Source organism: Faecalibacillus intestinalis, assembly GCF_015097455.1.
GTDB classification, from domain to species: Bacteria; Bacillota_I; Bacilli_A; order Erysipelotrichales; family Coprobacillaceae; genus Faecalibacillus; species Faecalibacillus intestinalis.
Map to the genome: position 1 here is coordinate 2,389,521 of NZ_AP024085.1, position 22,862 is coordinate 2,412,382.

At 32.0% G+C, this 22,862-nt stretch carries 20 protein-coding genes, 3 rRNA genes and 1 pseudogene; 2 read left to right on the forward strand and 22 right to left on the reverse strand.

Annotated features, from left to right (window positions below; genetic code table 11):
- Positions 1–3: 3 nt before the first annotated feature.
- The 8 genes from Fi14EGH31_RS12710 to Fi14EGH31_RS12745 all read right to left on the reverse strand — a co-directional run bounded on the left by Fi14EGH31_RS12710 (position 4) and on the right by Fi14EGH31_RS12745 (position 6,712).
- Positions 4–612, reverse strand: a complete 609-nt coding sequence (locus Fi14EGH31_RS12710; protein WP_117346356.1) for a helix-turn-helix domain-containing protein — start codon at positions 610–612, stop codon at positions 4–6.
- A 78-nt stretch (positions 613–690) separates the two neighbouring features.
- A complete protein-coding gene (locus tag Fi14EGH31_RS12715) occupies positions 691–2,049 on the reverse strand; it encodes an MATE family efflux transporter (RefSeq protein ID WP_118348094.1) in 1,359 nt (452 codons plus the stop codon).
- A gap of 184 nt (positions 2,050–2,233) precedes the next feature.
- Positions 2,234–2,482 (reverse strand): helix-turn-helix transcriptional regulator, encoded by a 249-nt coding sequence (locus Fi14EGH31_RS12720; RefSeq protein WP_200764896.1) that lies wholly within the window; start codon positions 2,480–2,482, stop codon positions 2,234–2,236.
- Between the two features lie 99 nt (positions 2,483–2,581).
- On the reverse strand, positions 2,582–3,784 hold the full coding sequence (locus Fi14EGH31_RS12725) for a class I SAM-dependent rRNA methyltransferase (protein WP_117481113.1): 1,203 nt from the start codon (positions 3,782–3,784) through the stop codon (positions 2,582–2,584).
- A gap of 14 nt (positions 3,785–3,798) precedes the next feature.
- Positions 3,799–4,416, reverse strand: coding sequence for a LiaF transmembrane domain-containing protein (locus tag Fi14EGH31_RS12730; RefSeq protein ID WP_200764897.1), 618 nt, complete (start codon positions 4,414–4,416; stop codon positions 3,799–3,801).
- Positions 4,417–4,485: 69 nt separating this feature from the next.
- Positions 4,486–4,758 carry a DUF2624 family protein gene (locus Fi14EGH31_RS12735; RefSeq protein WP_117481117.1) on the reverse strand — a complete coding sequence of 91 codons (273 nt, stop codon included), beginning with the start codon at positions 4,756–4,758 and terminating at the stop codon, positions 4,486–4,488.
- 50 nt (positions 4,759–4,808) lie between these two features.
- Positions 4,809–5,231 carry a YolD-like family protein gene (locus Fi14EGH31_RS12740; protein ID WP_117827212.1) on the reverse strand — a complete coding sequence of 141 codons (423 nt, stop codon included), beginning with the start codon at positions 5,229–5,231 and terminating at the stop codon, positions 4,809–4,811.
- Positions 5,231–6,712 carry a Y-family DNA polymerase gene (locus Fi14EGH31_RS12745; RefSeq protein WP_234697792.1) on the reverse strand — a complete coding sequence of 494 codons (1,482 nt, stop codon included), beginning with the start codon at positions 6,710–6,712 and terminating at the stop codon, positions 5,231–5,233. The genes Fi14EGH31_RS12740 and Fi14EGH31_RS12745 overlap by 1 nt, the downstream gene beginning before the upstream one ends.
- Positions 6,713–6,891: 179 nt before the next feature.
- Here Fi14EGH31_RS12745 and Fi14EGH31_RS12750 point away from each other — a divergent pair, with 179 nt between their 5' ends.
- Positions 6,892–7,569: a YjjG family noncanonical pyrimidine nucleotidase gene (locus tag Fi14EGH31_RS12750; protein ID WP_117346350.1), complete on the forward strand. Its 678-nt coding sequence runs from the start codon at positions 6,892–6,894 to the stop codon at positions 7,567–7,569.
- A gap of 60 nt (positions 7,570–7,629) precedes the next feature.
- On the opposite strand, the gene rrf is transcribed toward Fi14EGH31_RS12750, so the two are convergent.
- The 13 genes and pseudogenes from rrf to Fi14EGH31_RS12815 form a co-directional block, all read right to left on the reverse strand.
- Positions 7,630–7,737 (reverse strand): 5S ribosomal RNA (rrf, locus tag Fi14EGH31_RS12755).
- Between the two features lie 74 nt (positions 7,738–7,811).
- Positions 7,812–10,714: ribosomal RNA gene (locus tag Fi14EGH31_RS12760) — 23S ribosomal RNA — on the reverse strand.
- A 215-nt stretch (positions 10,715–10,929) separates the two neighbouring features.
- Positions 10,930–12,454: ribosomal RNA gene (locus Fi14EGH31_RS12765) — 16S ribosomal RNA — on the reverse strand.
- Together the 16S, 23S and 5S rRNA genes form the textbook arrangement of a ribosomal RNA operon.
- Positions 12,455–12,840: 386 nt before the next feature.
- A complete protein-coding gene (locus Fi14EGH31_RS12770) occupies positions 12,841–13,854 on the reverse strand; it encodes a MerR family transcriptional regulator (RefSeq protein WP_200764899.1) in 1,014 nt (337 codons plus the stop codon).
- 189 nt (positions 13,855–14,043) lie between these two features.
- Positions 14,044–14,232 carry a hypothetical protein gene (locus tag Fi14EGH31_RS12775; protein ID WP_200764900.1) on the reverse strand — a complete coding sequence of 63 codons (189 nt, stop codon included), beginning with the start codon at positions 14,230–14,232 and terminating at the stop codon, positions 14,044–14,046.
- A 593-nt stretch (positions 14,233–14,825) separates the two neighbouring features.
- On the reverse strand, positions 14,826–15,575 hold the full coding sequence (locus Fi14EGH31_RS12780; protein ID WP_200764901.1) for an ABC transporter ATP-binding protein: 750 nt from the start codon (positions 15,573–15,575) through the stop codon (positions 14,826–14,828).
- Positions 15,556–16,836 carry an FtsX-like permease family protein gene (locus Fi14EGH31_RS12785; protein ID WP_200764902.1) on the reverse strand — a complete coding sequence of 427 codons (1,281 nt, stop codon included), beginning with the start codon at positions 16,834–16,836 and terminating at the stop codon, positions 15,556–15,558. The genes Fi14EGH31_RS12780 and Fi14EGH31_RS12785 overlap by 20 nt, the downstream gene beginning before the upstream one ends.
- A gap of 12 nt (positions 16,837–16,848) precedes the next feature.
- Entirely contained in the window at positions 16,849–17,298 is a 450-nt protein-coding gene (locus tag Fi14EGH31_RS12790) for a hypothetical protein (RefSeq protein WP_200764903.1), read from the reverse strand.
- A 187-nt stretch (positions 17,299–17,485) separates the two neighbouring features.
- A complete protein-coding gene (locus tag Fi14EGH31_RS12795) occupies positions 17,486–18,679 on the reverse strand; it encodes a hypothetical protein (protein WP_200764904.1) in 1,194 nt (397 codons plus the stop codon).
- Positions 18,676–19,371 carry a LytR/AlgR family response regulator transcription factor gene (locus Fi14EGH31_RS12800; RefSeq protein ID WP_200764905.1) on the reverse strand — a complete coding sequence of 232 codons (696 nt, stop codon included), beginning with the start codon at positions 19,369–19,371 and terminating at the stop codon, positions 18,676–18,678. The genes Fi14EGH31_RS12795 and Fi14EGH31_RS12800 overlap by 4 nt, the downstream gene beginning before the upstream one ends.
- 358 nt (positions 19,372–19,729) lie before the next feature.
- Positions 19,730–19,999, reverse strand: a complete 270-nt coding sequence (locus tag Fi14EGH31_RS12805; protein WP_117346340.1) for a hypothetical protein — start codon at positions 19,997–19,999, stop codon at positions 19,730–19,732.
- Between the two features lie 11 nt (positions 20,000–20,010).
- Entirely contained in the window at positions 20,011–20,460 is a 450-nt protein-coding gene (locus tag Fi14EGH31_RS12810) for a hypothetical protein (RefSeq protein ID WP_200764906.1), read from the reverse strand.
- 230 nt (positions 20,461–20,690) lie between these two features.
- A pseudogene (locus Fi14EGH31_RS12815) lies at positions 20,691–21,032 on the reverse strand (TnpV protein).
- Between the two features lie 71 nt (positions 21,033–21,103).
- On the opposite strand from Fi14EGH31_RS12815, the gene Fi14EGH31_RS12820 reads away from it, so the two are divergent.
- Positions 21,104–21,523 carry a hypothetical protein gene (locus Fi14EGH31_RS12820; protein WP_200764907.1) on the forward strand — a complete coding sequence of 140 codons (420 nt, stop codon included), beginning with the start codon at positions 21,104–21,106 and terminating at the stop codon, positions 21,521–21,523.
- 251 nt (positions 21,524–21,774) lie between these two features.
- Here the strand turns inward: Fi14EGH31_RS12820 and gap are convergent, their stop codons facing one another.
- Positions 21,775–22,788 (reverse strand): type I glyceraldehyde-3-phosphate dehydrogenase, encoded by a 1,014-nt coding sequence (gene gap, locus Fi14EGH31_RS12825; RefSeq protein ID WP_022001253.1) that lies wholly within the window; start codon positions 22,786–22,788, stop codon positions 21,775–21,777.
- Positions 22,789–22,862 lie beyond the last annotated feature (74 nt).

Below are 22,862 nucleotides of genomic sequence, written 5' to 3' on the forward strand. Positions count from 1 at the left end.
TTTTTATTTTGAATAAATCTTTTTTTGCCAACTTCTTTTTTGACAATGTGGACATTTCATATATCTTGTTCTTCCATAATGCATTGCAAAATAAACTTGTTGATAGCTTGGAATATATTTATGATGACATTTTTGACATTCATAATAGCCTTCTTCTGTTTCTATTTTTAAAGCAATTGATACACCAATAATCAAAAAGATAAAGCTTAAGATAAACAAGATGACTTTTAATACACTGTTTTCAACAAAATAAACAGATATAAAAATTAAAATCAAAAAGATACTCGTTGAACCAATACCAATAACATTTTCATAAAAGAACATTTTCTTTGTTTGTTTTACTTCTTGATCTGCCATCATCAATAAATTATCTTCTGCTTTTTGTTGGTAATTTCTTTCTTCGATAAATTCTCCCGTTAACAGCTCATTGACCGAAATATCCAATATTCGACAGAGTTCTAACATATACATAGGATCTGGTAGACCCTTCCCTCTTTCCCATTTAGAAATTGTACGATCACTAATTCCTAAATAGCTTGCAAGCTTAGCTTGTGTAAGCTTTTTATCTTTTCTTCTTTGAGCAATAAAATTCCCTATTTTTTCTTGATTCATAACTTTCACCTCACTTGCATTTTATGTATATTCATACAAAATGTAAACAAACGCATCGTAGAGATAAGAAAAGCAGCCTTAATTTGCTGCTTGATGATGATAAACTTTTGGGCGTACATGAATGAAATAAACAAGTGCTAGTGCTAATACAGTAACAAACCAACTAATTGGATAAATGATTAATAAATGATCGTATGAGGCAATTGATGGATAAATTGTATATAAGTAAGCAAGTCTTACTCCACAAATTCCCGCAACACAAATACCTGCTGGAACACTAGAATAACCAACACCTCTCATTACACTTGAGAAAACTTCAATTGACATGTTAAGGAATTGGAATGGTAAAATAATTTTCATTCTTGTATAAGCTAAACTAGCTACTGAAACATCTGATGTAAAGAAACTAATGAAGAAATGATCAAAAATTACAAATATCATACAAGCAACCATTGTTGTTGCTCCCCCTAATAAGAAAGATTGAAGTGTAATCTTTTTACAACGGTCATATTTTTTAGCACTATAATTTTGTCCAATAAATGTAACCGCAGCTTGAGCAAATGAACTTAATATATAATAAGCAAAATATTCATAGTTTAAAGCTGCTGAACTGGCTGCAATGGCATCTGAACCTAAAGCATTTAATGATGATTGAATACAGACATTCGAAATAGAAAAGACCATGCCTTGTAAACCAGCAGGTACCCCAATTTTTGCAATTCTTTTTAAGATTCGATCATTGATTTTTAATTGTTTTAAATCAATTCTTAAAGCATCTGTTTCATGCATTAACCAATAAAGTAACATCATAGAACTAAAGATATTAGAAACAACAGTTCCAATAGCTACTCCTTCTACAGACATATGTAAAACAACAACAAAGAATAAATTTAAAATAACGTTAATGACTCCACCAATAAATAATGCAATAAGTGGTCTTTGAGTATCTCCTTTACTTCTTAAAACAGCTGCAGCAAAGTTATAGAGCATGACAAAAGGAACCCCAATAAAATAAATTTTTAAATATACTTCTGCAAGATTAATAATATCATCTGGTGTTGACATCAACTCTAAAATAGGTCTTGCGAAAAAGAATCCTACAAACAATAAAACAATTCCAATAATCACCGACATTAAAATTGAAGTATGTGCTGCAAGTGATGTTCTCTTTTCATCATTTTGTCCTATAAATGATGCAATAACAACATTAGCACCTATTGATAACCCTACAAATGAGTTAACAAGTAAATTAATGATTGGCCCATTTGCTCCAACGGCAGCTAATGCCCCACTTCCTGCAAAACTTCCGACAACAGCAACATCTGCTGCATTAAATAATTGTTGTAAAATACTACTTGCTGCTAATGGTAAAGCAAAAAGTATGAGCTTGTTCCAAATAGAACCATTTAACATATCAAATGTTTTCTTTTTCTTCATATTATCCCTCCTGTTTACTATTCTATTTCTTTTAATTCAAGATGTACAATAATAATTGTGTAATCTACTATAACTTAAATGTATAGTGATATTTTATCTTCTTTATTTTTATTATTCCAATACTTTTATTGTAGATAATATTATGCTTATAAAGCATATTTTAGCAAAGAAAAAAGAAATGAAATCATTTCTTTGTCATACGATATTGCTTTTCTAAAGTAAGCCAACGTGATGCTTCTACATGAAAAAAAGCTTCTAATTTTTTAGCAATTTCTTCATTAAGTTCACATTCCCCTAAAATAAGTTGTGTCACTTCATCTAGATTCATATCCATCTTTTGTGCAAAATCGTTATAAGAGATATTTAAAATTGTAAGTATATCTCGAATATAATATCCCGGTGCATAAGCAACCGCATTTGTACTTTTGTCCATCTTTTTCACCCAATATGTATTATATTCTTTCTGTTATTTTGTTGCAATAAATTATTTCCAAGGAAATAATTTAGAAAAGAGTCAGAAAAAATCTAACTCTTAAATAATTTGGAAAATATAGAATTTTAAATAAGATGTTTCTTCCATTGTCCATAAAATAGGATGATCTGCATTTTGTTGAGTAACAGAAACTTGTTTTAAAACAACGCCTGCTTCACTTGCGGCTTCTCTTAACATTTTTTCAAAATTAGCTGTTTCCATAAAACGTGAACAACTACATGTAATAAGATATCCTCCATTTTTTAAAACTTTCATTGCTTGTTTATTGATTCTTTTATAACCATTATAAGCTTTTTGAACAGTTCTTCTTGATTTCGTAAATGCGGGTGGATCTAAAACAATTATATCAAATTCATTTTCTTTTAATTCATCTAAATAATCAAAGACATCTGCTTGTACAAAATCAATTTTTTCTTCTAAATGATTAAGTTTAGCATTTTGAAAGCCTTGATCTAATGCTGTTTTAGAAACATCAACAGAAACAACATAACTAGCATTTCCCATAGCAGCATTTAAGGCAAAACCACCTGTATGACTAAAACAGTCAACGACACGTTTTCCATGAGCAATTTTTCTAAGTAAATAACGATTTGATTTTTGATCTAAAAAATATCCTGTTTTTTGTCCATTTTCAACATCTACATGTAATAATAAACCATTTTCATTAATAATTGTTTGTGTAGGTAAATCTTTATTTTTATAATAGCCTTTATATTGTTCTAAACCTTCTTTAGTTCTAATTTGGATATCATTTCTTTCATAAATACCTTTAACATCTTCTCCATCTGCTTTTAAGACATCTAAAACAATTTCATAAATCATATCTTTAATTTGTTCTAAACCATAAGAACTGATTTGACTTACTAAAATATCATTATAACGATCTATCACAAGTCCAGGTAATAAATCAGCTTCTCCAAAAATTAAACGACAATTAGATAAATTATCTCCTTCAACAGTTTTTCTAAAATCATAGGCTTGTTGTATTCTATTTTGAAAAAATTGACGATCAATTATTTCATTTTGATTTTTTGATAAAATACGCACTGTAATATGACTTTCTAAAGAAATAAAACCTGTTCCTAAATATCTTCCATCGCGTGTAACAATATCAACAAGTTCTCCATTTTTGATATTTGGATCACATTGTTCTAAATTATTTTTATACATCCACATTTGACCTTTATCAAGCCAAGTAACACCTTCATTTGAAATAACAATTTCTGGATAATTTCTTTCCATTCTACTTACTCCTTTTATTTAATATTTATACCACCAAAAATACAACGTGCATTAAGATAAATAACTTTTGTATTTTCAATTTTATTTTCTCTTTTATGAAGATCAACACCACCTAAAAAATTAGATGATTGTATTTGAATATTCACATCATCAGGTAAATATAAATCAACACCACCAAATAAAGTTGAAATTGTAATTGTTGTTTCTTCATTTAAATAGGCTTTTGATAAATCTAATATTAATCCATTAAAAGTGACATCATAATTTCCACCTGTATATAATTTACCATCATAAATATTTTGATGTGGTTTCTTTTTGGTAAAAGTATCTTTAAAAATCATTTTCAATCCTATGAATACAAAGATAACAGGAACCACTAATTTCCATGCAAATTGGAAACTTATTATACCTTGACAATAAAGTAAAAGATAGATCCCTACAATAAGACCTATGATATTTCCTGTTTTATCTTGATCTTTAAATAAGCCAAGAAAACAAGGAATAATAATAAATAATGTCCACCATCCATCAAAGAATAAATCTATATTTGTAATATGAAAAGTATTTAATCCTATAATAACTCCAATAATGATGAAAATAAGACCTATAACTGTATTTTCAATTTTTTTCATACATTTCTCCTCACTAATTTTCATCATTATAGCATAAATTGTCATAACAAAAATAGCACTTTCGTGCTATTAATGAAGTAATTCTAACTCTTGAATAAATCCATGATTTAAAATATCTTTAAATTCTTTTGAAGTTTTTTCTGATGTTTGTTTTTTTAGTTCAATTAAAAAAATAATTTGATATTCTTCATTAAGGATTGACGAAGGATTATTTTTCATCAAATGCAGTACAATTTTAAGTTCATCATCATTTAAAGAATAATGATGTGCCTTGCAAATGTTACTCAACTCCTTCTTTGTCATATTTTGTAAATTATGATTTAATGCTCTTATATCCTTCATATTCACCCCTTCTTTCTTTATAAATATTATATCTCTAAAAAATTTTTGCTTCAATCATTATGATCTATTGCCTCAATTTCGTAAATGTCTGATAAATTTATAATTTGTTTATTTTGAAGAGTGATTATTTTATTATTCATATCTAGTTTTTTTATACTTTGTATCATTGTTTGATAACTTCCACCTGCTTTTCTAGCATCTTTTTTAAAATAAGTAATCTTTACTTTTTCTTTTGTTTCTATAAAATAGTTTAATTTTTGATTTAAAATTTGTTGTTTATTTTCATCGATTTCTCTTTTTTCTTCAGTTATTCTTTGTGTTTCATGAATAAGTTGTTTATGTCCTGTAAGTGCAGCAAAAGGAGCAAACTGTGCTGCACGATCTTTTTGAGACATATGTTTATACTTTTTAGATTTTTTATAAGGAAGATTTATGATATCACCATAATCATGAATATTTTTTATTGTGGCCATTACGCTTTATGTCCCCCTATAATTTCATTTCTTTCTCTTGTTGTTGCTCCTTCTTCTAAATTCATTCCTTTAAGAATTGCATTTTTACCATATTTTTGTTTGATTTTAAGAGTTGCTTTTTGTAAATTTTTTTCTTTTTCTAAAGCTTCTTTTTCATCTTTTTGATTTATATTTTGATGGTTTGTAAATAAATTCAATTGTCGGTGATAAATCATATCTTTTACTTTATCTTCATATAAAACATTGGATGCTGAAATATTGATTCTTTTAACCATTAAATTCCTATTTACTATTTCATCAAATTTCTTTATTACTTCTTTAATTATCAATTTTGATGATGAAGTGTAACGCTCTAAATTGATTGTTCCACGTGCATGTTTAGGAATCTTTCGATTATAACGATCGATCATCATTTCTCCATGATATTCATTATCTTTATCATAACCAATCGTTAAAACAATTTGATTGGTTACTAATCCTTTTTCTACTAAATCAAGTGCTAACAGATCTAACATTTCTTTAACAATCAATTTTGTTTTTTCAAAATTATAAGGACAACTTAATACCTGACCTGTTCCAACACTATTTCTTTCGGGTTTATAATTTTTAATATCTTTCATTGTGCATGATTCATAACCCCAAGCATGGTCAATAAGTAACTCAGCATTAACACCAAATAAATCATAAAGAAGTTTTTCATTATAATATTCATTCTCTGTACCTTGTGAACATTTTGCGATATCTCCCATTGTATAAAGTCCTTCTTTTTCTAATTTTTTAGCATATCCTTTCCCTACTCGCCAAAAATCAGTGATTGGACGATGATTCCATAAATACTTTCGATATCTTTCTTCATTAAGTAAGGCAATACGTTGCCCATTATCATCTTTTTTTATATGCTTAGCAACTATATCCATTGCGACTTTACATAAATATAAATTCGTACCAATTCCTGCTGTAGCTATAAGGCCTGTTGTTTCATAAATATCACTTAAAATTTGGGAAGCTAACTCTCTAGGTGTTTTTTGATAAATGTGAGTATAATGTGTTATATCCATAAAAATTTCATCAATTGAATAAACATGAATGTCTTCAGGAGAAACATATTTAAGATAAATTTTATATATTTCTTGGCTCCACTTCATATAATGGGACATTCTTGGAGTTGCTATTTCATAAGCTATTTTTAAATGTTTATTTTTTTGGAGTTTACTTTCTAAGCATGATTCACCATTAAAATAATGACTTTCTTTTAACCTTTTATTATTTTCTCTGTTAATGGTTTGGATTACTTCAAATAATCTTGCTCTACCTGAAATACCATATTTCTTTAAAGAAGGAGAAACAGCTAGACAAATTGTTTTTTCTGTCCTGCTAGCATCAGCAACAACAAGATTTGTATCTAAAGGATCATAACCTTTTTCAATACATTCGACAGAAGCATAAAATGATTTAAGGTCCATCGCTAAAAAAATGCCCATTTTACATCTCCTTTCTTTCATAAAAATATAGTAAAATATCTTATCTAAATATATAACAAAAATTCAAAAAAAGTAATAAGTTATTTTATAAATAATATTTAACTGATTATTTATGGTGTATACACTTTTTTATTTATTTTTTTAAACTTTTCTATATAATAAAGACCTAGGAGGAATTTATGAAAGAATATAAAACACTTTTATTTGATATAGATGGTACTTTACTTGATTTTAAAAAAGCTGAAGACTATGCTATGCATAAAACATTTAGTGATCATCATTTAGAATTAACATCAGAAATATTTGAAATTTATGAAGAAATAAATTCAAAATTATGGAAAGATTTTGAATTAGGATTAATTGATAAAAAAACAGTAGTTTATACGCGCTTTGTTAAATTATTTAATGAACTTGGAATCGAAGAAGATGGTGTAGCCTTTGAAGATGAATATCAATGGAATTTAGGGCATGGTGCCTATTTGATTAAACATGCCATTGAAATATTAGAATATCTTTCTAAAAAATATGATCTTTACGTTGTGACAAATGGTGTGGCTAGTACGCAATATAATCGTTTAAAGTTATTAGATTTAAATAAATATTTTAAAGATATTTTTATCTCTGAAGAAATTGGATATCAAAAACCTAAAATCGAGTTTTTTGATTACTGTTTTAGACATATTGAACACTTTGATAAAGATAAAGCACTTATTATCGGTGATTCTCTTACAAGTGATATGCAAGGCGGTATAAATGCACAAATTGATACATGTTGGTATAATCCACAACATGATAAAACATCCATAAAAATTGATTATATTATCCATGATTTAAAAGAATTAGAAAATATGTTATAAAAGTTCTCATACAGGAGAACTTTTTTTTGATGAATAAAAAACATAAAAAAAAAAAGAAGGAACTGGCAACGAGCTATTTTCGCACAATGTACTATCTTCGCCGCGATGATGCTTAACTTCTGTGTTCGGAATGGGTACAGGTGTGTCCATCATGCTATCATTACCAGATTCTTCTTGTCAAGTGTCTTCAGGACACTCAAAACCAGACAGTAGTTTTTCTTCTTTCAAGCTCGCTTGCCTTTTCGGTCAAGCCCTCGACCTATTAGTATCAGTCCGCTTAACATGTCACCATGCTTACACTCCTGACCTATCTACCTTATCGTCTTTAAGGGGTCTTACTTGCTTGCGCAATGGGAAATCTCATCTTGAAGTGGGTTTCACACTTAGATGCCTTCAGCGTTTATCCCTTCCGCATTTAGCTACCCAGCTATGCCACTGGCGTGACAACTGGTCCACCATTGATGCGTCCATCCCGGTCCTCTCGTACTGAGGACAGCTCTTCTCAAATTTCCTGCGCCCACGACAGATAGGGACCGAACTGTCTCACGACGTTCTGAACCCAGCTCGCGTACCGCTTTAATGGGCGAACAGCCCAACCCTTGGAACCGACTTCAGCTCCAGGATGCGATGAGCCGACATCGAGGTGCCAAACCTCCCCGTCGATGTGAACTCTTGGGGGAGATCAGCCTGTTATCCCCAGGGTAGCTTTTATCCGTTGAGCGACGGCCTTTCCATTCAGCACCGCCGGATCACTAAGCCCGACTTTCGTCCCTGCTCGACTTGTAGGTCTCGCAGTCAAACACCCTTTTGCCTTTGCACTCTGCGCTTGGTTTCCATCCAAGCTGAGGGTATCTTTGGGCGCCTCCGTTACTCTTTGGGAGGCGACCGCCCCAGTCAAACTGCCCGACTGACACTGTCCCGTCAACGGCTCTACGTCGTCCGGTTAGAAATCCAATACAACAGGGGTAGTATCCCAACAGCGGCTCCTTGAATACTGGCGTATCCATCTCTTTGCCTCCTACCTATCCTGTACATGCTGCATCAAATCCCAATATCAACCTGCAGTGAAGCTCCATGGGGTCTTTCCGTCTAGTCGCGGGTAACCTGCATCTTCACAGGTACTAAGACTTCACCGAGTCTACAGCTGAGACAGCGCCCAAATCGTTACGCCTTTCGTGCGGGTCAGAACTTACCTGACAAGGAATTTCGCTACCTTAGGACCGTTATAGTTACGGCCGCCGTTTACTGGGGCTTCAGTTCAGGGCTTCACTTGCGTTAACCCCTCCCCTTAACCTTCCAGCACCGGGCAGGCGTCACCCCCTATACTTCGCCTTGCGGCTTAGCAGAGAGCTGTGTTTTTGGTAAACAGTCGCTTGGGCCGTTTCACTGCGGCTCATATCTCTATGAGCACTCCTTCTCCCTAAGTTACGGAGTCATTTTGCAGAGTTCCTTAGCTATAGTTCTCTCGCTCACCTTAGGATTCTCTCCTCACCCATGTGTGTCCATTTTCGGTACGGGCCATATATACTTAACGTTAGAAACTTTTCTTGGAAGTTCCTCCACTGCCTTCCGTACTCGCCGTAGCTTTCCGTACGCTTCACGCCTTCTCGTTTCGGATGGTGGATTTGCCTGCCATCCCGATATCTCGCTTGCACCAGCTCTTCCAGCCGCTGGCTGCAGCTTCCTCTCTCCGTCATTCCTTCACATATATACGGGTACAGGAATCTCTACCTGTTGTCCATCGACTACGCCTTTCGGCCTCGCCTTAGGTCCCGACTTACCCAGAGCGGACGAACCTTCCTCTGGAAACCTTGGGTTTTCGGTGCGTGGGATTCTCACCCACGTTCCGCTACTCACACCGGCATTCTCTCTTCCATGATCTCCACACGTCCTTTCGGTCGTACTTCTCCGTTCATGGAACGCTCCCCTACCATCCCTTGGGATCCATAGCTTCGGTAGTATGCTTAGCCCCGGTAAATTATCGGCGCAGAGTCATTCGACTAGTGAGCTGTTACGCACTCTTTAAAGGATGGCTGCTTCTGAGCCAACCTCCTAGTTGTCTGTACATCTCCACATCCTTTTCCACTTAGCATACATTTTGGGACCTTAGCTGATGGTCTGGGCTGTTTCCCTCTTGACAACGGACCTTATCACCCGCTGTCTGACTGCCGAGCATGTTGGCGTGACATTCGCAGTTTGATTATGCTCAGTACCCCGAGATGGGGCCATCACATATTCAGTGCTCTACCTTCACGCAACTCTTCTCTCGACGCTAGCCCTAAAGCTATTTCGGGGAGAACCAGCTATCTCCGGGTTCGATTGGAATTTCACCCCTAGCCACAACTCATCCGCCAACGTTTCAACGGGGGTCGGTTCGGTCCTCCATCGGGTTTTACCCCAACTTCAACCTGGTCATGGCTAGATCACCCGGTTTCGGGTCTACTGCATGCAACTCGCGCCCTCTTAAGACTCGCTTTCGCTTCGGCTCCGCATATCCTGCTTAACCTCGCTCCATACAGTAACTCGCCGGTTCATTCTACAAAAGGCACGCCATCACCCTTTAACGGGCTCTGACTTCTTGTAGGCATATGGTTTCAGGTTCTCTTTCACTCCCCTCCCGGGGTTCTTTTCACCTTTCCCTCACGGTACTGGTTCACTATCGGTCACTCTCTCGTATTTAGCCTTGCCGGATGGTCCCGGCTGATTCAGACAGGATTTCTCGTGTCCCGCCCTACTCAGGTGTCATCTCTCTCCAGTCTCTCATTTCGAGTACGGGGCTCTCACCCTCTCTCGCTCACCTTCCCATGTGATTCCTCTATGATCCTCTGTTTGATTTATCGATGATCCTACTACCCCGATCCTCAGATCGGTTTGGGCTCTTTCCCTTTCGCTCGCCGCTACTCAGAAAATCATTCTTATTTTCTCTTCCTGCAGGTACTTAGATGTTTCAGTTCCCTGCGTCTCGCCTCATCATGTCTATGTATTCGACATGTGATACACGGATATGACTCCGTGTGGGTTCCCCCATTCGGATATCGACGGCTCTTCACGTGCTTACCGCTCACCGTCGCATTTCGCTGTTTGCTGCGTCCTTCTTCGCCGGAGTGTGCCTAGGCATTCCCCATACGCCCTTTCTTGCTTTACCTTCTAGGTTTGCTTGCTTGAACTTTTTTTCGTTTACACTTGCTGTAAAATCTTAGTTACTTTCGACTTTTCGTACTAGACCTTATTTTTTCTTTAATGTCTAATCTCTTCTTTATCGTTTTCGCAATTTTTTTTACTACTATCCAGTTTTCAATGTCCTCTTGAATGTCATGGACATTCAAAACCAAACAAGAAAGCACAACTTTCTCTCCCTAGAAAGGAGGTGATCCATCCCCACGTTCCCGTAGGGATACCTTGTTACGACTTCACCCCAATCATCAGTCCCACCTTAGACAGCTCCTTCCTTGCGGTTAGGCCACCGGCTTCGGGTGTTACCGACTCTCATGGTGTGACGGGCGGTGTGTACAAGGCCCGAGAACGTATTCACCGCGACATGCTGATTCGCGATTACTAGCGATTCCATCTTCGTGCAGTCGAGTTGCAGACTGCAGTCCGAACTGAGAACAGTTTTATGGGTTTCGCTCCACCTCGCGGCTTCGCTTCCCTCTGCTCTGTCCATTGTAGCACGTGTGTAGCCCAGGTCATAAGGGGCATGATGATTTGACGTCATCCCCGCCTTCCTCCGGCTTGTCACCGGCAGTCTCGCCAGAGTCCCCAACTTAATGCTGGCAACTGGCAACAGGGGTTGCGCTCGTTGCGGGACTTAACCCAACATCTCACGACACGAGCTGACGACAACCATGCACCACCTGTCTTCTCTATAGCTATCTCTCCATCTCTGGAGCCTTTAGATCGATGTCAAGACCTGGTAAGGTTCTTCGCGTTGCTTCGAATTAAACCACATGCTCCACCGCTTGTGCGGGCCCCCGTCAATTCCTTTGAGTTTCATTCTTGCGAACGTACTACTCAGGCGGAGTACTTATTGCGTTAACTGCAGCACTGAGATTTGACTCCCAACACTTAGTACTCATCGTTTACGGCGTGGACTACTAGGGTATCTAATCCTATTTGCTCCCCACGCTTTCGGGACTGAGCGTCAGTTATGCGCCAGATCGTCGCCTTCGCCACTGGTGTTCCTCCATATATCTACGCATTTCACCGCTACACATGGAATTCCACGATCCTCTCACACACTCTAGCTCTACGGTTTCCATGGCTTACCGAAGTTAAGCTTCGATCTTTCACCACAGACCCTTAGTGCCGCCTGCTCCCTCTTTACGCCCAATAATTCCGGATAACGCTCGCCACCTACGTATTACCGCGGCTGCTGGCACGTAGTTAGCCGTGGCTTTCTTATAGAGTACCGTCACTTGGATATCATTCCCTATATCCACCGTTCTTCCTCTATGACAGAAGTTTACATAACGAATTACTTCTTCCTTCACGCGGCGTTGCTCGGTCAGGGTTTCCCCCATTGCCGAAAATTCCCTACTGCTGCCTCCCGTAGGAGTCTGGGCCGTGTCTCAGTCCCAGTGTGGCCGGTCACCCTCTCAGGTCGGCTACGCATCGTCGCCTTGGTAGGCCGTTACCCTACCAACCAGCTAATGCGCCATAAGTCCATCATCTACCAGTCCCGTAGCACTTTTCATATAGAGTTCATGCGATCTCTACACCTATGCGGTCTTAGCTGACGTTTCCATCAGTTATCCCCCTGTAGATGCCAGGTTACTTATGTATTACTCACCCGTTCGCCACTCTTCACCGAAGTGAAGCGTTCGACTTGCATGTATTAGGCACGCCGCCAGCGTTCATCCTGAGCCAGGATCAAACTCTCCATTGTCTTATTCCTTTCAGACAATCTCTTAGTCTGTTTAGCTCTTTTTTATTTCTTAAACTTAATTGACGTTGTGTTTTATTCTTTCCTGTTCAGTTTTCAATGTCCTCTCACTTGACTCTCTCGTCGAGTGCCCATTTATATTACCATCCCCTCTCCCTTTTGTAAAGCTTTTTTTCTGTATTTTTTTATCTTTTTTCTCTATTCCCCTCTTTTTCTGCCTTTATATCAACGTTTTTTTCATTGATCTTTTTTGATGTTTTTTTATGATTTGGTGTTTACAAACTATTTTGAGTATCAAAAACAGCAAATTTTATATACCCTTTATTTGTTTTTTTATAAAAATGCAAAAGAATCAAATTAAAATTTGACTCTTTTATAGCATACTTTTATTATAATCTTCCTATTAAATAATCATTAAGATTTATTCCTTGTTTCATTGCATAAAGAATATTATAAGGATCTTCAATATATTCTACTTTCTTTTCTACAATTGTCGCAATATATCTTGCATCATCATTTAAAATCATTGGCCAATAGAAATAGAATGTTTGTCCATCTTTAAATGTGAATTTAAAATCAGAAACATAAGTTTCATAAGCCAATGGACTTCCTGTACTCATATATTTTTTCTTAGCAATAACTTCAAGTTTTTTAATATCTTCATATAAACATTTATGCATAAATTGATGTTTTTTATTAAAAACAACCGCAAAGAAATATTTGAAATTACTTATTGGTCCATTAAATTGATAATAATAAATACCATCACTTAAAAATTCTACAGATTGATTAAGTATATTATCTAACATCATCGCTGATGTTTGTTTAAAAGAAAATGCTATCATTAACATAAATGTAACTATAAAAAATACAACGCCTACTAAAACTCTCATATTTCCTAAATCATAAGGCATTCTAGAAAATGACACAGCAACTACAAGTGCTCCTATAAAAGTAATAATTAATTGTCTTCTTGCAAGTTCTGGTGTAAGTTTTCTTCCTAATGAAACTGTTGAAGTCGTTTTTTGAAAACCTAATCCCATTTTATTATTATTATTTTTAATTTCACTTAATTCTTCTATTAAAGGTAGATCTTTATCATAATAATCATCTATTGTATCTTTAATTTCATTCATACTTTCTATTTGTTTTTGCATGTTCACTTGATTGATTTTTAAACAATGCCTAAAATCTAATTCACCATCTAAGATAGCTTTAATATCATCAACAGATATTTGAAGATTTCTTAAAAATTTAATAATTTTCAACTTTTGAACTGTTTCATCGTCATAATCACGATAACCATTTTCTTCTCTTTTAGGTTGAATAAGCCCCTCCTTTTCATAATATCGAATTGTGTACTTTGAAAGACCAATTTCTTTTTCTAATTCATTTGTTTTCATATTACCTTTCCTCCTTTCGACATCATTGAACACTATGGAGTGGCTCCACAGTCAATACTTATTACAAAATAATTTAATAAAACTATAAAAATACTCTTGATTATGCAAATCTTATAATCGTTCAAACATTCATTGATCAAACATCATTTTTACTTCTTTCAGATTTTTAACAAAATACTTTTTGTATAATTATACATTAGAAATGTAAGTAAAGCCATCTTCTAGTTGGTCATTAAGTAATAAAAAAGCCTCAAAGAGTGGTAACAAAGCAATAGCTAGTGTTACAGGACATGCACCAGGTGTAACCGTTACAAGAACTGTCACACTTACATGCAGTGCAACTGGAAAATTATCATAACAACAAAAAAAACAATTCATGGATTAGCTCGAATTGGTTTTTATTTTACACTATCTTAAATTTTAATAATTTCATTTACCAATCATTAAATATTATTCATCATTTACCTGTTTGTTTAAGTTCTTCATTAGCGTTCTATTTAATTTTATATTTCACAATTAATTTACTATATAATTATTTTAAGCATCAAAATCTATGATTTTTTTGGTGCTTTTTTGGTGAAAATTTTGCATTTTTTTGTTATTTTTTTGGTATAGCCCATTTTTAGGGCAGTTTTAAGCATTATTTTATTCATAAAAACTAAAAACCCGCAAATCAAAAAAACGTTGATTTCATGCGGGTTTTAGCGCAAAAAAAGGCTTCTTCTATCTTGAAACCCTTTTTTATTTAGCATATTTTTCGCTAAATTAAGCTAATTTTTGTTTTATCTACTTATATATTTAATAATATTTATTTATCAAAGCTTTTTTTCATTTGTATTTTATACCATTCTTAACTATTTATTAATAATATGAATTTATTTGGTATTTTTTTTGTATGAAATATGATAAATATAATTCAGCGAAATTTATATTTAGAAAAATAATATATCACAAATTATTTTTTATAATATTTATAAATGCATTTGAGTTGTAACTTTAACAATTTCTTTATAATAATCATCTTGTGATTTTGTATTACGATCAATCGATAAATCTAAATGTCCATCTTTCATGTAATAAACTTTCTTTGAATAAGAAGCAACAAAGCTATCATGAGTAACCATAATAATCGTTGTATGTTTTTCTTCATTGATTTTAACGAAATATTCCATCAATTCTCTAGCATTTAAACTATCGAGATTTCCTGTTGGTTCATCCGCAAAGATGATCTTTGGCTCATTAATCAACGCTCTCGCAATTGCTGCTCTTTGTTGTTGTCCTCCTGAACATTGGGAAGGATATTTATCAATGATTTCTTCGATATTTAACATTTTTGTAAGTTCGTTTAATTTTTCTAATTGTGTTTGTTGATCTACTTTATTAAGTCTTAATGAAAATAAAATATTATTTTTGATTGTTAATGATTCAATAAGATTATAATTTTGAAAAATAAATCCAATTTCTTCTTTTCTTAGATTTGCTTTTTCTTTTTCTGATAAAAGAAGTAAATCTTTTTGATTAAGAAAAATTTGTCCATGAGTTGCTTCATCAATCGTTGACAAGATATTAACAAGTGTTGTTTTTCCTGAACCAGAGGCTCCCATAATACAAATAAAATCTCCTTTTTCTACTTCAAAATCCAATCCATTTAAAGCCACCTTAGGATGAATGCCATAAGGATTATAAACTTTCTTTAAATTTCTAATTTCCATGTAACTCATAATTTTGACCTCTTTTCTTTAAATAAACAATCAATTCAGCCATTCCATAAGGAACAACAAACTCAAGTAAAACAATACCAACAAGTCCTAAATCAATCGATGCACGAATTAAAAACGTACAAGCAATACTTAAAATATAAATACCTGCAAAAATCCATAATACAACATAAAATCCATTTCCTTCTTTATAAGATATTTTCTTGACATCTTGATTTGTAAGTCCCATCTTACATAAATTTTTAAAATGTTCTTTCTTTTCTAAAGCATCGATATCAAAACGACTGACAACACTTAAACATAAAACAAAATTAATTAAGATAGCACCAATGTGTAAAGCAATATGCAACATCTTCATATGAATTGATGAGAAAATAAATGTTGGTATTAAAATTACAGCTAACATAATAAAGACAATTAATAGTTTGCTTTGTTGCATAAATAAAGCCAAATCACCTAAAACAATCGTATCTTCGCCTTTTAGATTCAATGAATCAACCATTTCATTTAAAGTATGAGGAATAAAGTAATAGAACAAACCATAAGCACTAATAGCCCCAATACAAGAAGCAATCGCAAACCCAGCATCTAATTCTTCTCCTACATACATCGCATAAAGTCCTAAGAAATAACCTAAGATATAAATATAATCAGGAATGATAAAGACACGATGATCTTCTTTTTGTGTTGTAATATATTTATCTTTAATAAGTGATGATAAAGAATTATTGTTGATATAGTTGATTTGCATTGCGATTAAAATAACTAAAATACAAACAACTAAAATTCCTAACATCTTAAATAATTTAAAGTTAAAATAGAAAACACTTTGATGAATGTGACAATAACGATAAACAATCGTTAAAAAGATGGGTGTTGTCACTAATGATAAACAACAGGTGATTATTACTGAAACAATCATGAGCATAATCATTTGAATCAATTGATAAAGAACTACTTTACCTTGATTAAATCCTGCAATTTTAAGCATTCCTATTTCTCTAGCATGAAGTTTCATATAATAGTTACATGAATAACAAATTAACGAAACACAGACCATTAAAATGAATAATCCCATCAGCATAATGCAGAAAGATTCACTAAAATCAAGCATATCATCATAGGTTACCTTTCTAGCAAGATAAGGATTTACAATAAAATGTAAAAACAATAAACAAATACCCAGTGTTGTAACAATAGAAATAATTAAACCATAAGTCTTTTTTCTTTCCGTCCACAACATTTCTAATGCAAACTTCAACATAACTTTCACCTACTATTCTAATGCTTTTTTAATATCACTTGCTTTGTAATAAACATGATCAATCTTTTTGTTTTCTACATGAATCAACATTGGTACTTGTTTTATTGTAATATCTTTATAATCTGTAACGTTTTTATAATCAAGATCTTTTCCTGTTTTGATATCTTTTGCTTCTTCCATATTGAATACATAAATACTTGATTTTCCTCTAATATAAGATTTGACCACTTCATTTGTATCTTTACATTTTTCATTTCCTGTTTCATAGAAATAAACATAATATGAATCATAATCTTTACTATTCAATATATCGCTTTCTTCAACATGTTGATATCCAAGTTTAACACGATCATCATTTTTAAATGGATCTTCTGGTTTCTTCAACATATTTACTGCCACCACAATCACAATTCCAATAATACAAATTCCAATCATTTTTAATGTCTTTTTACTCTTTTCCATAAGTCATTTCCTCCTTTGACACCTTCAACATAGACTATAGAGTCACTTTATACTCAAGTACTTTTTGAAATATTTTTTATATTCCCTCTCTACACTTATTATTTTATTTATTTTCTTTCTAATAGGTATCTTTCTGGCATGGAAGTGACTTTTATGGCACAAAAATAAAAAAGTAGGCTATTTTAACCTACTTCATTGATTGAATACTTTTAAAAACACATAACTCATTATCTTGTGTCACTTTATATTGAGCATCTAAATGCTGTGCTAATTGTTTAAGAGAATTATCAAATGTTAGTTTCATATTTTTCGAAGTCAGAACTTCGATAATATTAAATTCTTGCTTTTCATAGATATTGATTGTTATTTGGGTAGCTTCTAATTTAAATAAATTAATAACTTTTATGAGGTATTCTACATATTCTCTATCTAAATAATAATCTGAATGTGAAATATTAATAGATGTATGAACATCTATTCCATTATTACTTAAATCATTAATTTTTTGATTCATAAAATAATCAAAATAAGGATTATCAGTATTAATAATGGCTTTAAATTTTCCAAAGTTACGAATATACTGATCTATCAATTCAATATTTTCATCATATTTTTTATTTTGTTCATTTAGTTTTACCTGCATTAAGATATATCTTAAATTATGTTCTAATTGATAAATATCTTCAGACATTTTAGAAAGCACTTTTTCATTTTCTTTCTTATATCTTATTTCTTCATTTTTTAAACGAATACGTGTTGATTCTTCATTTTCTTTTAAAAGTTTCCCATAAATGTTAAATATAACCAAGGTAACTATGGCAGTTAAGAACATGCAGAATAAAGTATCTGTTGGATTTATATTGTTAATCGTATAATCATTAGCAAGAATATAAAGTTCTAATAATAGAATCAAGAAAACGCTTATAATACTCGTCCATCTTTTAGTATCCAAATTAGAATTATATTTCATTTTTCTATTCAAAATATACAAAGAAAACAATAAATACATTGTTTTAGAAACAATCATTAGAATCTTTAGCTTTGCTGCTGGATCAGATATTATAAAATCCAGTGAACTTCCTAATATTAAAGTAATCATATTGCAAACCAAGTCCATTATCAAAACTGATAAACAAACAATAATATTCTCTATACTCATTTTTTTATTGAAAACTTTCAAAAACAAAATAAGTACTCCAGCCAATAAAACAATTGCCAACCAACTTTCACTAATAAAATAATTTCCTGCCGTTATTGTTGCAAAAACAGCAAGAATAAAAAGCCATAGTTTTTCCACCTGTTTAAAATCAAAATATTTATAGATAAAATAACACATAATAGAACTTTCAATAATATTTATAACTAAATCAAATAAACTCATGATATCAAATACTCCCTATATTGAAACATGAATTCATCTACATATTTTTTTCCAAGTGTAATACATGTTTCATCTTTTAATATAATATTATTTTTATCTACTTCTTTAATGTACATCATAGATACTGCATAGCTTCTGTGAACTTGTACAATAATTGGACTATCTATCAGTTTTAAAGCATCTTTTAAACTAGAGCGATAAGTATACGTTTCTTGATCACATACAATACTGATATCATGTCCAAAAGAAGTAATATAATGGATGTCTTTTAAAAAGATACTTGTCTTTCGTCCATAATAATCAAATGTGATCATCTTCATTGTCTTTTTATAATAAATATTTAATAGCTTAAATAATTCTTTTAAATCATTTTCTAAATTTTGTTTTCTTACAAAATAAAACGGTTGTGTTGAAAGAGAAGAAAAAACAAGTTCTTGTCTTGATGATACATAAATAATCGGATAATCAACATTGTTCATTTGTAATCTTTTTATAATGTTGATACCATTTAAGTCCTTTAAATCGATATCAATAAATAACAAATCAATATTCTGATATTGAGAAAAATCAGCAAACTTTTCATTTATTTCTAACACTTGATAGTTTTTAAAAATTCCTTTTAAAAAACTATCAATATAACCACTTAATTTATAACTAAACTTTCTATCATCATCAACAACTAAACATTGCATTTATCTACCTCTCTTACATCCTCTTATATTAAGTATAAAACAATGATCCACCCATGTCTATTTAATGAGTGGATCATTCTATTAATTAAATATTCAATTCTACGTTAATGTTTGATTCATGATTATGTTGACTATAAATCGCATGTGCATGATAGTATTCATTATTCTTCAAATTATAAAATGTAAACATTATATTTTCCTTTTCAATCGCTTCATTAAATAGGGAGAAAATATTATATAAAATATCTTTATTTTTCTTATCAAAATTTTCATTCACTTCTAAGAAAATACACCAAGAACAATGAACATACTGTAAAATATCATTTTGAATTTCTTGTTTATTATCATATTGATAACATTAAATCTTATTCTTACTTAAGAAACAATTTATTTTATTTGTAAACGATTCTTTTTGAATATTAGCTACAATAATCTCATCAAATATTTTCATTTCTTTTTTTATACTGTTTATTAATTGATCATTATTATCATTAATAATAACACAGGTTACTTTGGGTTTTATTAATTGAAAGCTATTACGTACAATTCTATTAATATCTAAATTTACTTGATTTTCAATATCTTTAAAATTACGAATTGATTGAATAATATGCGAACGTTTCTCCATGACATTTTTTATTAATCAAGTGCTTTTTTAATATCACTTGCTTTGTAATAAACATGATCAATCTTTTTGTTTTCTACATGAATGAGCATTGGTACTTGTTTTACTGTGATACCTTTATAATCTGTAACGTTTTTATAATCAAGATCTTTTCCTGTTTTGATATCTTTTGCTTCTTCCATATTGAATACATAAATACTTGATTTTCCTCTAATATAAGATTTGACCACTTCATTTGTATCTTTACATTTTTCATTTCCTGTTTCATAGAAATAAACATAATATGAATCATAATCTTTACTATTCAATATATCACTTTCTTCAACATGTTGATATCCAAGTTTAACACGATCATCATTTTTAAATGGATCTTCTGGTTTTTTCAATATATTTACAGCCACCACAATTACAAGTCCAATAATACAAATTCCAATCATTTTTAATGTCTTTTTACTCTTTTCCATAAGTCATTTCCTCCTTTGACATCTTTAACATAGACTATAGAGTCACTTTATACTCAAGTATTTTTTGAAATATTTTTTATATTTCCTCTCTACACTTATTATTTTATTTATTTTCTTTTAAATCGGTATCTTTCTGGCATGGAAGTCAGTTTTATGGCACGAAAATAAAAAATTAAATAGTTACACCTATCTAAAAAAGCTACTTTCATAATTGAAAATAGCTTACATTATTAATTTAAAAGTGTCTTATATACAATTTCATCCACACAGCTCTTAATATTATTCATCATTTGAACCCACTTCATTTGATCGTTTTATTTAAGTTCTTCAGTAACATTCCACTTGGTCTTATATTCTTCAACCAATCTGTCATATAAATCATCAGCTTCTTTTTGTACTTTTAATAGATAATCATTTAATTCATTTTTTGATAATAATTTGAAATATAGTAGATAATCATGCTTCTTTAAATAATCTAGTTTTGCTCTTCCAAAGCGATTTAAATGCATTTCTTCTACTTTTAAGTTCGGTAATTGATAATCTCCAACTTGAATATATTCTATTTCTTTCATCTTTCATCCATGCTTTCTCTTTGTTTTATTTTCAATTACCTGTTGAAGTACTTACCGGAGAAGATGCCGATGTGATGATCATGGAAGATTACTTCTTGATTGGTAATTTACAATATTTTTGTGGGAGAATAGACTTTGATAGAGATCTATCAATTAGTGAAGAATTATTAAAACAAATTAAAATTGCTATTTATAAAGCGAATATTGAAATAGTTAAGCACATTAAAAATCAAAATGATTTAATATATGTATTGAAGCTCTTTGATTTGGATGATGAAGATAATTCTAGTACACTCATTGATTTATTTGAAGAGAATATTCAATTAGTTACTAAAGGAGATTATAACGAAGATCATCAAAGAATAGAAAAACTATCCAAGGTTTTTGATTACGCAATTAATACAAAAAATCTTATCGATAAAAAAACCTATAATTCGATTGTGAATATCCTTTATCCACTTGTCGAATGTTATAAAAATAACCCTGAATAGACACTTATTTTAAGCATCAAAAATTAATGATTTTTTGATGCTTTTTTGGTGGAAATTTTGCACTTTTTTCGAATTTTTTTGGTATTTTTTTGGTATAGCCCATTTTTAGGGCATTTTTGAGCATTATTTTACTTACAAAAAATAAAAACCCGCAAATCAAAAAAATGTTGATTTCATGCGGGTTTTGGCGTAAAAAAAAGGGCTTCTTCTATCTTGAAACCCTTTTTTTATTTAGCATATTTTTCGCTAGATTAAGCTAATTCAGCAAAATATTTAATAGTTCTAACCATGTTAGAAGTATATGAGTTTTCGTTGTCATACCAAGCAACTGTTTGAACTTCAGTAGTTCCGTTGTCTAATGGTTTAACCATAGTTTGAGTTGCATCGAATAATGATCCGTAAGTGATTCCTACGATATCAGAAGATACTAATGGTTCTTCAGTATATCCGAATGATGGAGTAGTTGCTGCTTTCATAGCTGCATTTACTTCTTCAACTGTAACTTCACCTTCAACAACTGAAGTTAAGATAGTTGTAGATCCAGTTGGAACTGGTACACGTTGTGCAGAACCAATTAATTTACCATTTAATTCTGGGATTACTAATCCGATTGCTTTTGCAGCACCTGTTGAGTTAGGAACGATGTTAACTGCAGCTGCACGAGCTCTTCTTAAGTCACCTTTTCTATGAGGTCCATCTAATACCATTTGATCTCCAGTGTAAGCATGTACTGTTAACATGATACCAGATTTGATTGGTGCTAAATTATTTAAAGCGTTAGCCATTGGTGCTAAACAGTTAGTTGTACATGAAGCTGCTGAGATGATAGTGTCAGAAGCTTTTAAAGTACCTTCGTTTACACCGAATACGATTGTTGGTAAGTCATTTCCAGCAGGTGCTGAGATAACAACTTTTTTAGCTCCAGCATCGATATGAGCTTGAGATTTAGCTTTAGATACATAGAATCCAGTACATTCTAATACTACGTCTACACCGATTTCTCCCCATGGTAATTCAGCTGCGTTAGCTTTAGCGTAGATTTTGATTTCTTTTCCATCAACTGTGATTGAATCTTCACCAGCTTCTACTGTATCAGCTAATGCATATTTACCTTGTGCTGAATCATATTTTAATAAGTGTGCTAACATTTTAGGATTAGTTAAATCGTTGATTGCTACAACTTCATATCCTTCTGCATTAAACATTTGTCTGAATGCTAGACGTCCAATACGTCCAAATCCATTAATTGCTACTTTTACTGCCATTTTATTAATATTCCTCCTTGTAAATAGCTTTTATGCCATTATTATAAGTCAAAAACTTCACAAAAGCAACTATT

Coding starts and splice junctions, on each gene's coding strand:
- Fi14EGH31_RS12800 (WP_200764905.1), bottom strand. CDS start 19,371: ATGCAATGTTTAGTTGTTGATGATGATAGAAAGTTTAGTTATAAATTA.
- Fi14EGH31_RS12745 (WP_234697792.1), bottom strand. CDS start 6,712: ATGGGCATTTTTTTAGCGATGGACCTTAAATCATTTTATGCTTCTGTC.
- Fi14EGH31_RS12775 (WP_200764900.1), bottom strand. CDS start 14,232: ATGAATTGTTTTTTTTGTTGTTATGATAATTTTCCAGTTGCACTGCAT.
- Fi14EGH31_RS12750 (WP_117346350.1), top strand. CDS start 6,892: ATGAAAGAATATAAAACACTTTTATTTGATATAGATGGTACTTTACTT.
- Fi14EGH31_RS12725 (WP_117481113.1), bottom strand. CDS start 3,784: ATGGAAAGAAATTATCCAGAAATTGTTATTTCAAATGAAGGTGTTACT.
- Fi14EGH31_RS12730 (WP_200764897.1), bottom strand. CDS start 4,416: ATGAAAAAAATTGAAAATACAGTTATAGGTCTTATTTTCATCATTATT.
- Fi14EGH31_RS12790 (WP_200764903.1), bottom strand. CDS start 17,298: ATGGAAAAGAGTAAAAAGACATTAAAAATGATTGGAATTTGTATTATT.
- Fi14EGH31_RS12770 (WP_200764899.1), bottom strand. CDS start 13,854: ATGAAAACAAATGAATTAGAAAAAGAAATTGGTCTTTCAAAGTACACA.
- Fi14EGH31_RS12805 (WP_117346340.1), bottom strand. CDS start 19,999: ATGGAGAAACGTTCGCATATTATTCAATCAATTCGTAATTTTAAAGAT.
- Fi14EGH31_RS12710 (WP_117346356.1), bottom strand. CDS start 612: ATGAATCAAGAAAAAATAGGGAATTTTATTGCTCAAAGAAGAAAAGAT.
- Fi14EGH31_RS12810 (WP_200764906.1), bottom strand. CDS start 20,460: ATGGAAAAGAGTAAAAAGACATTAAAAATGATTGGAATTTGTATTATT.
- Fi14EGH31_RS12795 (WP_200764904.1), bottom strand. CDS start 18,679: ATGAGTTTATTTGATTTAGTTATAAATATTATTGAAAGTTCTATTATG.
- Fi14EGH31_RS12740 (WP_117827212.1), bottom strand. CDS start 5,231: ATGGCCACAATAAAAAATATTCATGATTATGGTGATATCATAAATCTT.
- gap (WP_022001253.1), bottom strand. CDS start 22,788: ATGGCAGTAAAAGTAGCAATTAATGGATTTGGACGTATTGGACGTCTA.
- Fi14EGH31_RS12735 (WP_117481117.1), bottom strand. CDS start 4,758: ATGAAGGATATAAGAGCATTAAATCATAATTTACAAAATATGACAAAG.
- Fi14EGH31_RS12720 (WP_200764896.1), bottom strand. CDS start 2,482: ATGGACAAAAGTACAAATGCGGTTGCTTATGCACCGGGATATTATATT.
- Fi14EGH31_RS12780 (WP_200764901.1), bottom strand. CDS start 15,575: ATGAGTTACATGGAAATTAGAAATTTAAAGAAAGTTTATAATCCTTAT.
- Fi14EGH31_RS12715 (WP_118348094.1), bottom strand. CDS start 2,049: ATGAAGAAAAAGAAAACATTTGATATGTTAAATGGTTCTATTTGGAAC.
- Fi14EGH31_RS12785 (WP_200764902.1), bottom strand. CDS start 16,836: ATGTTGAAGTTTGCATTAGAAATGTTGTGGACGGAAAGAAAAAAGACT.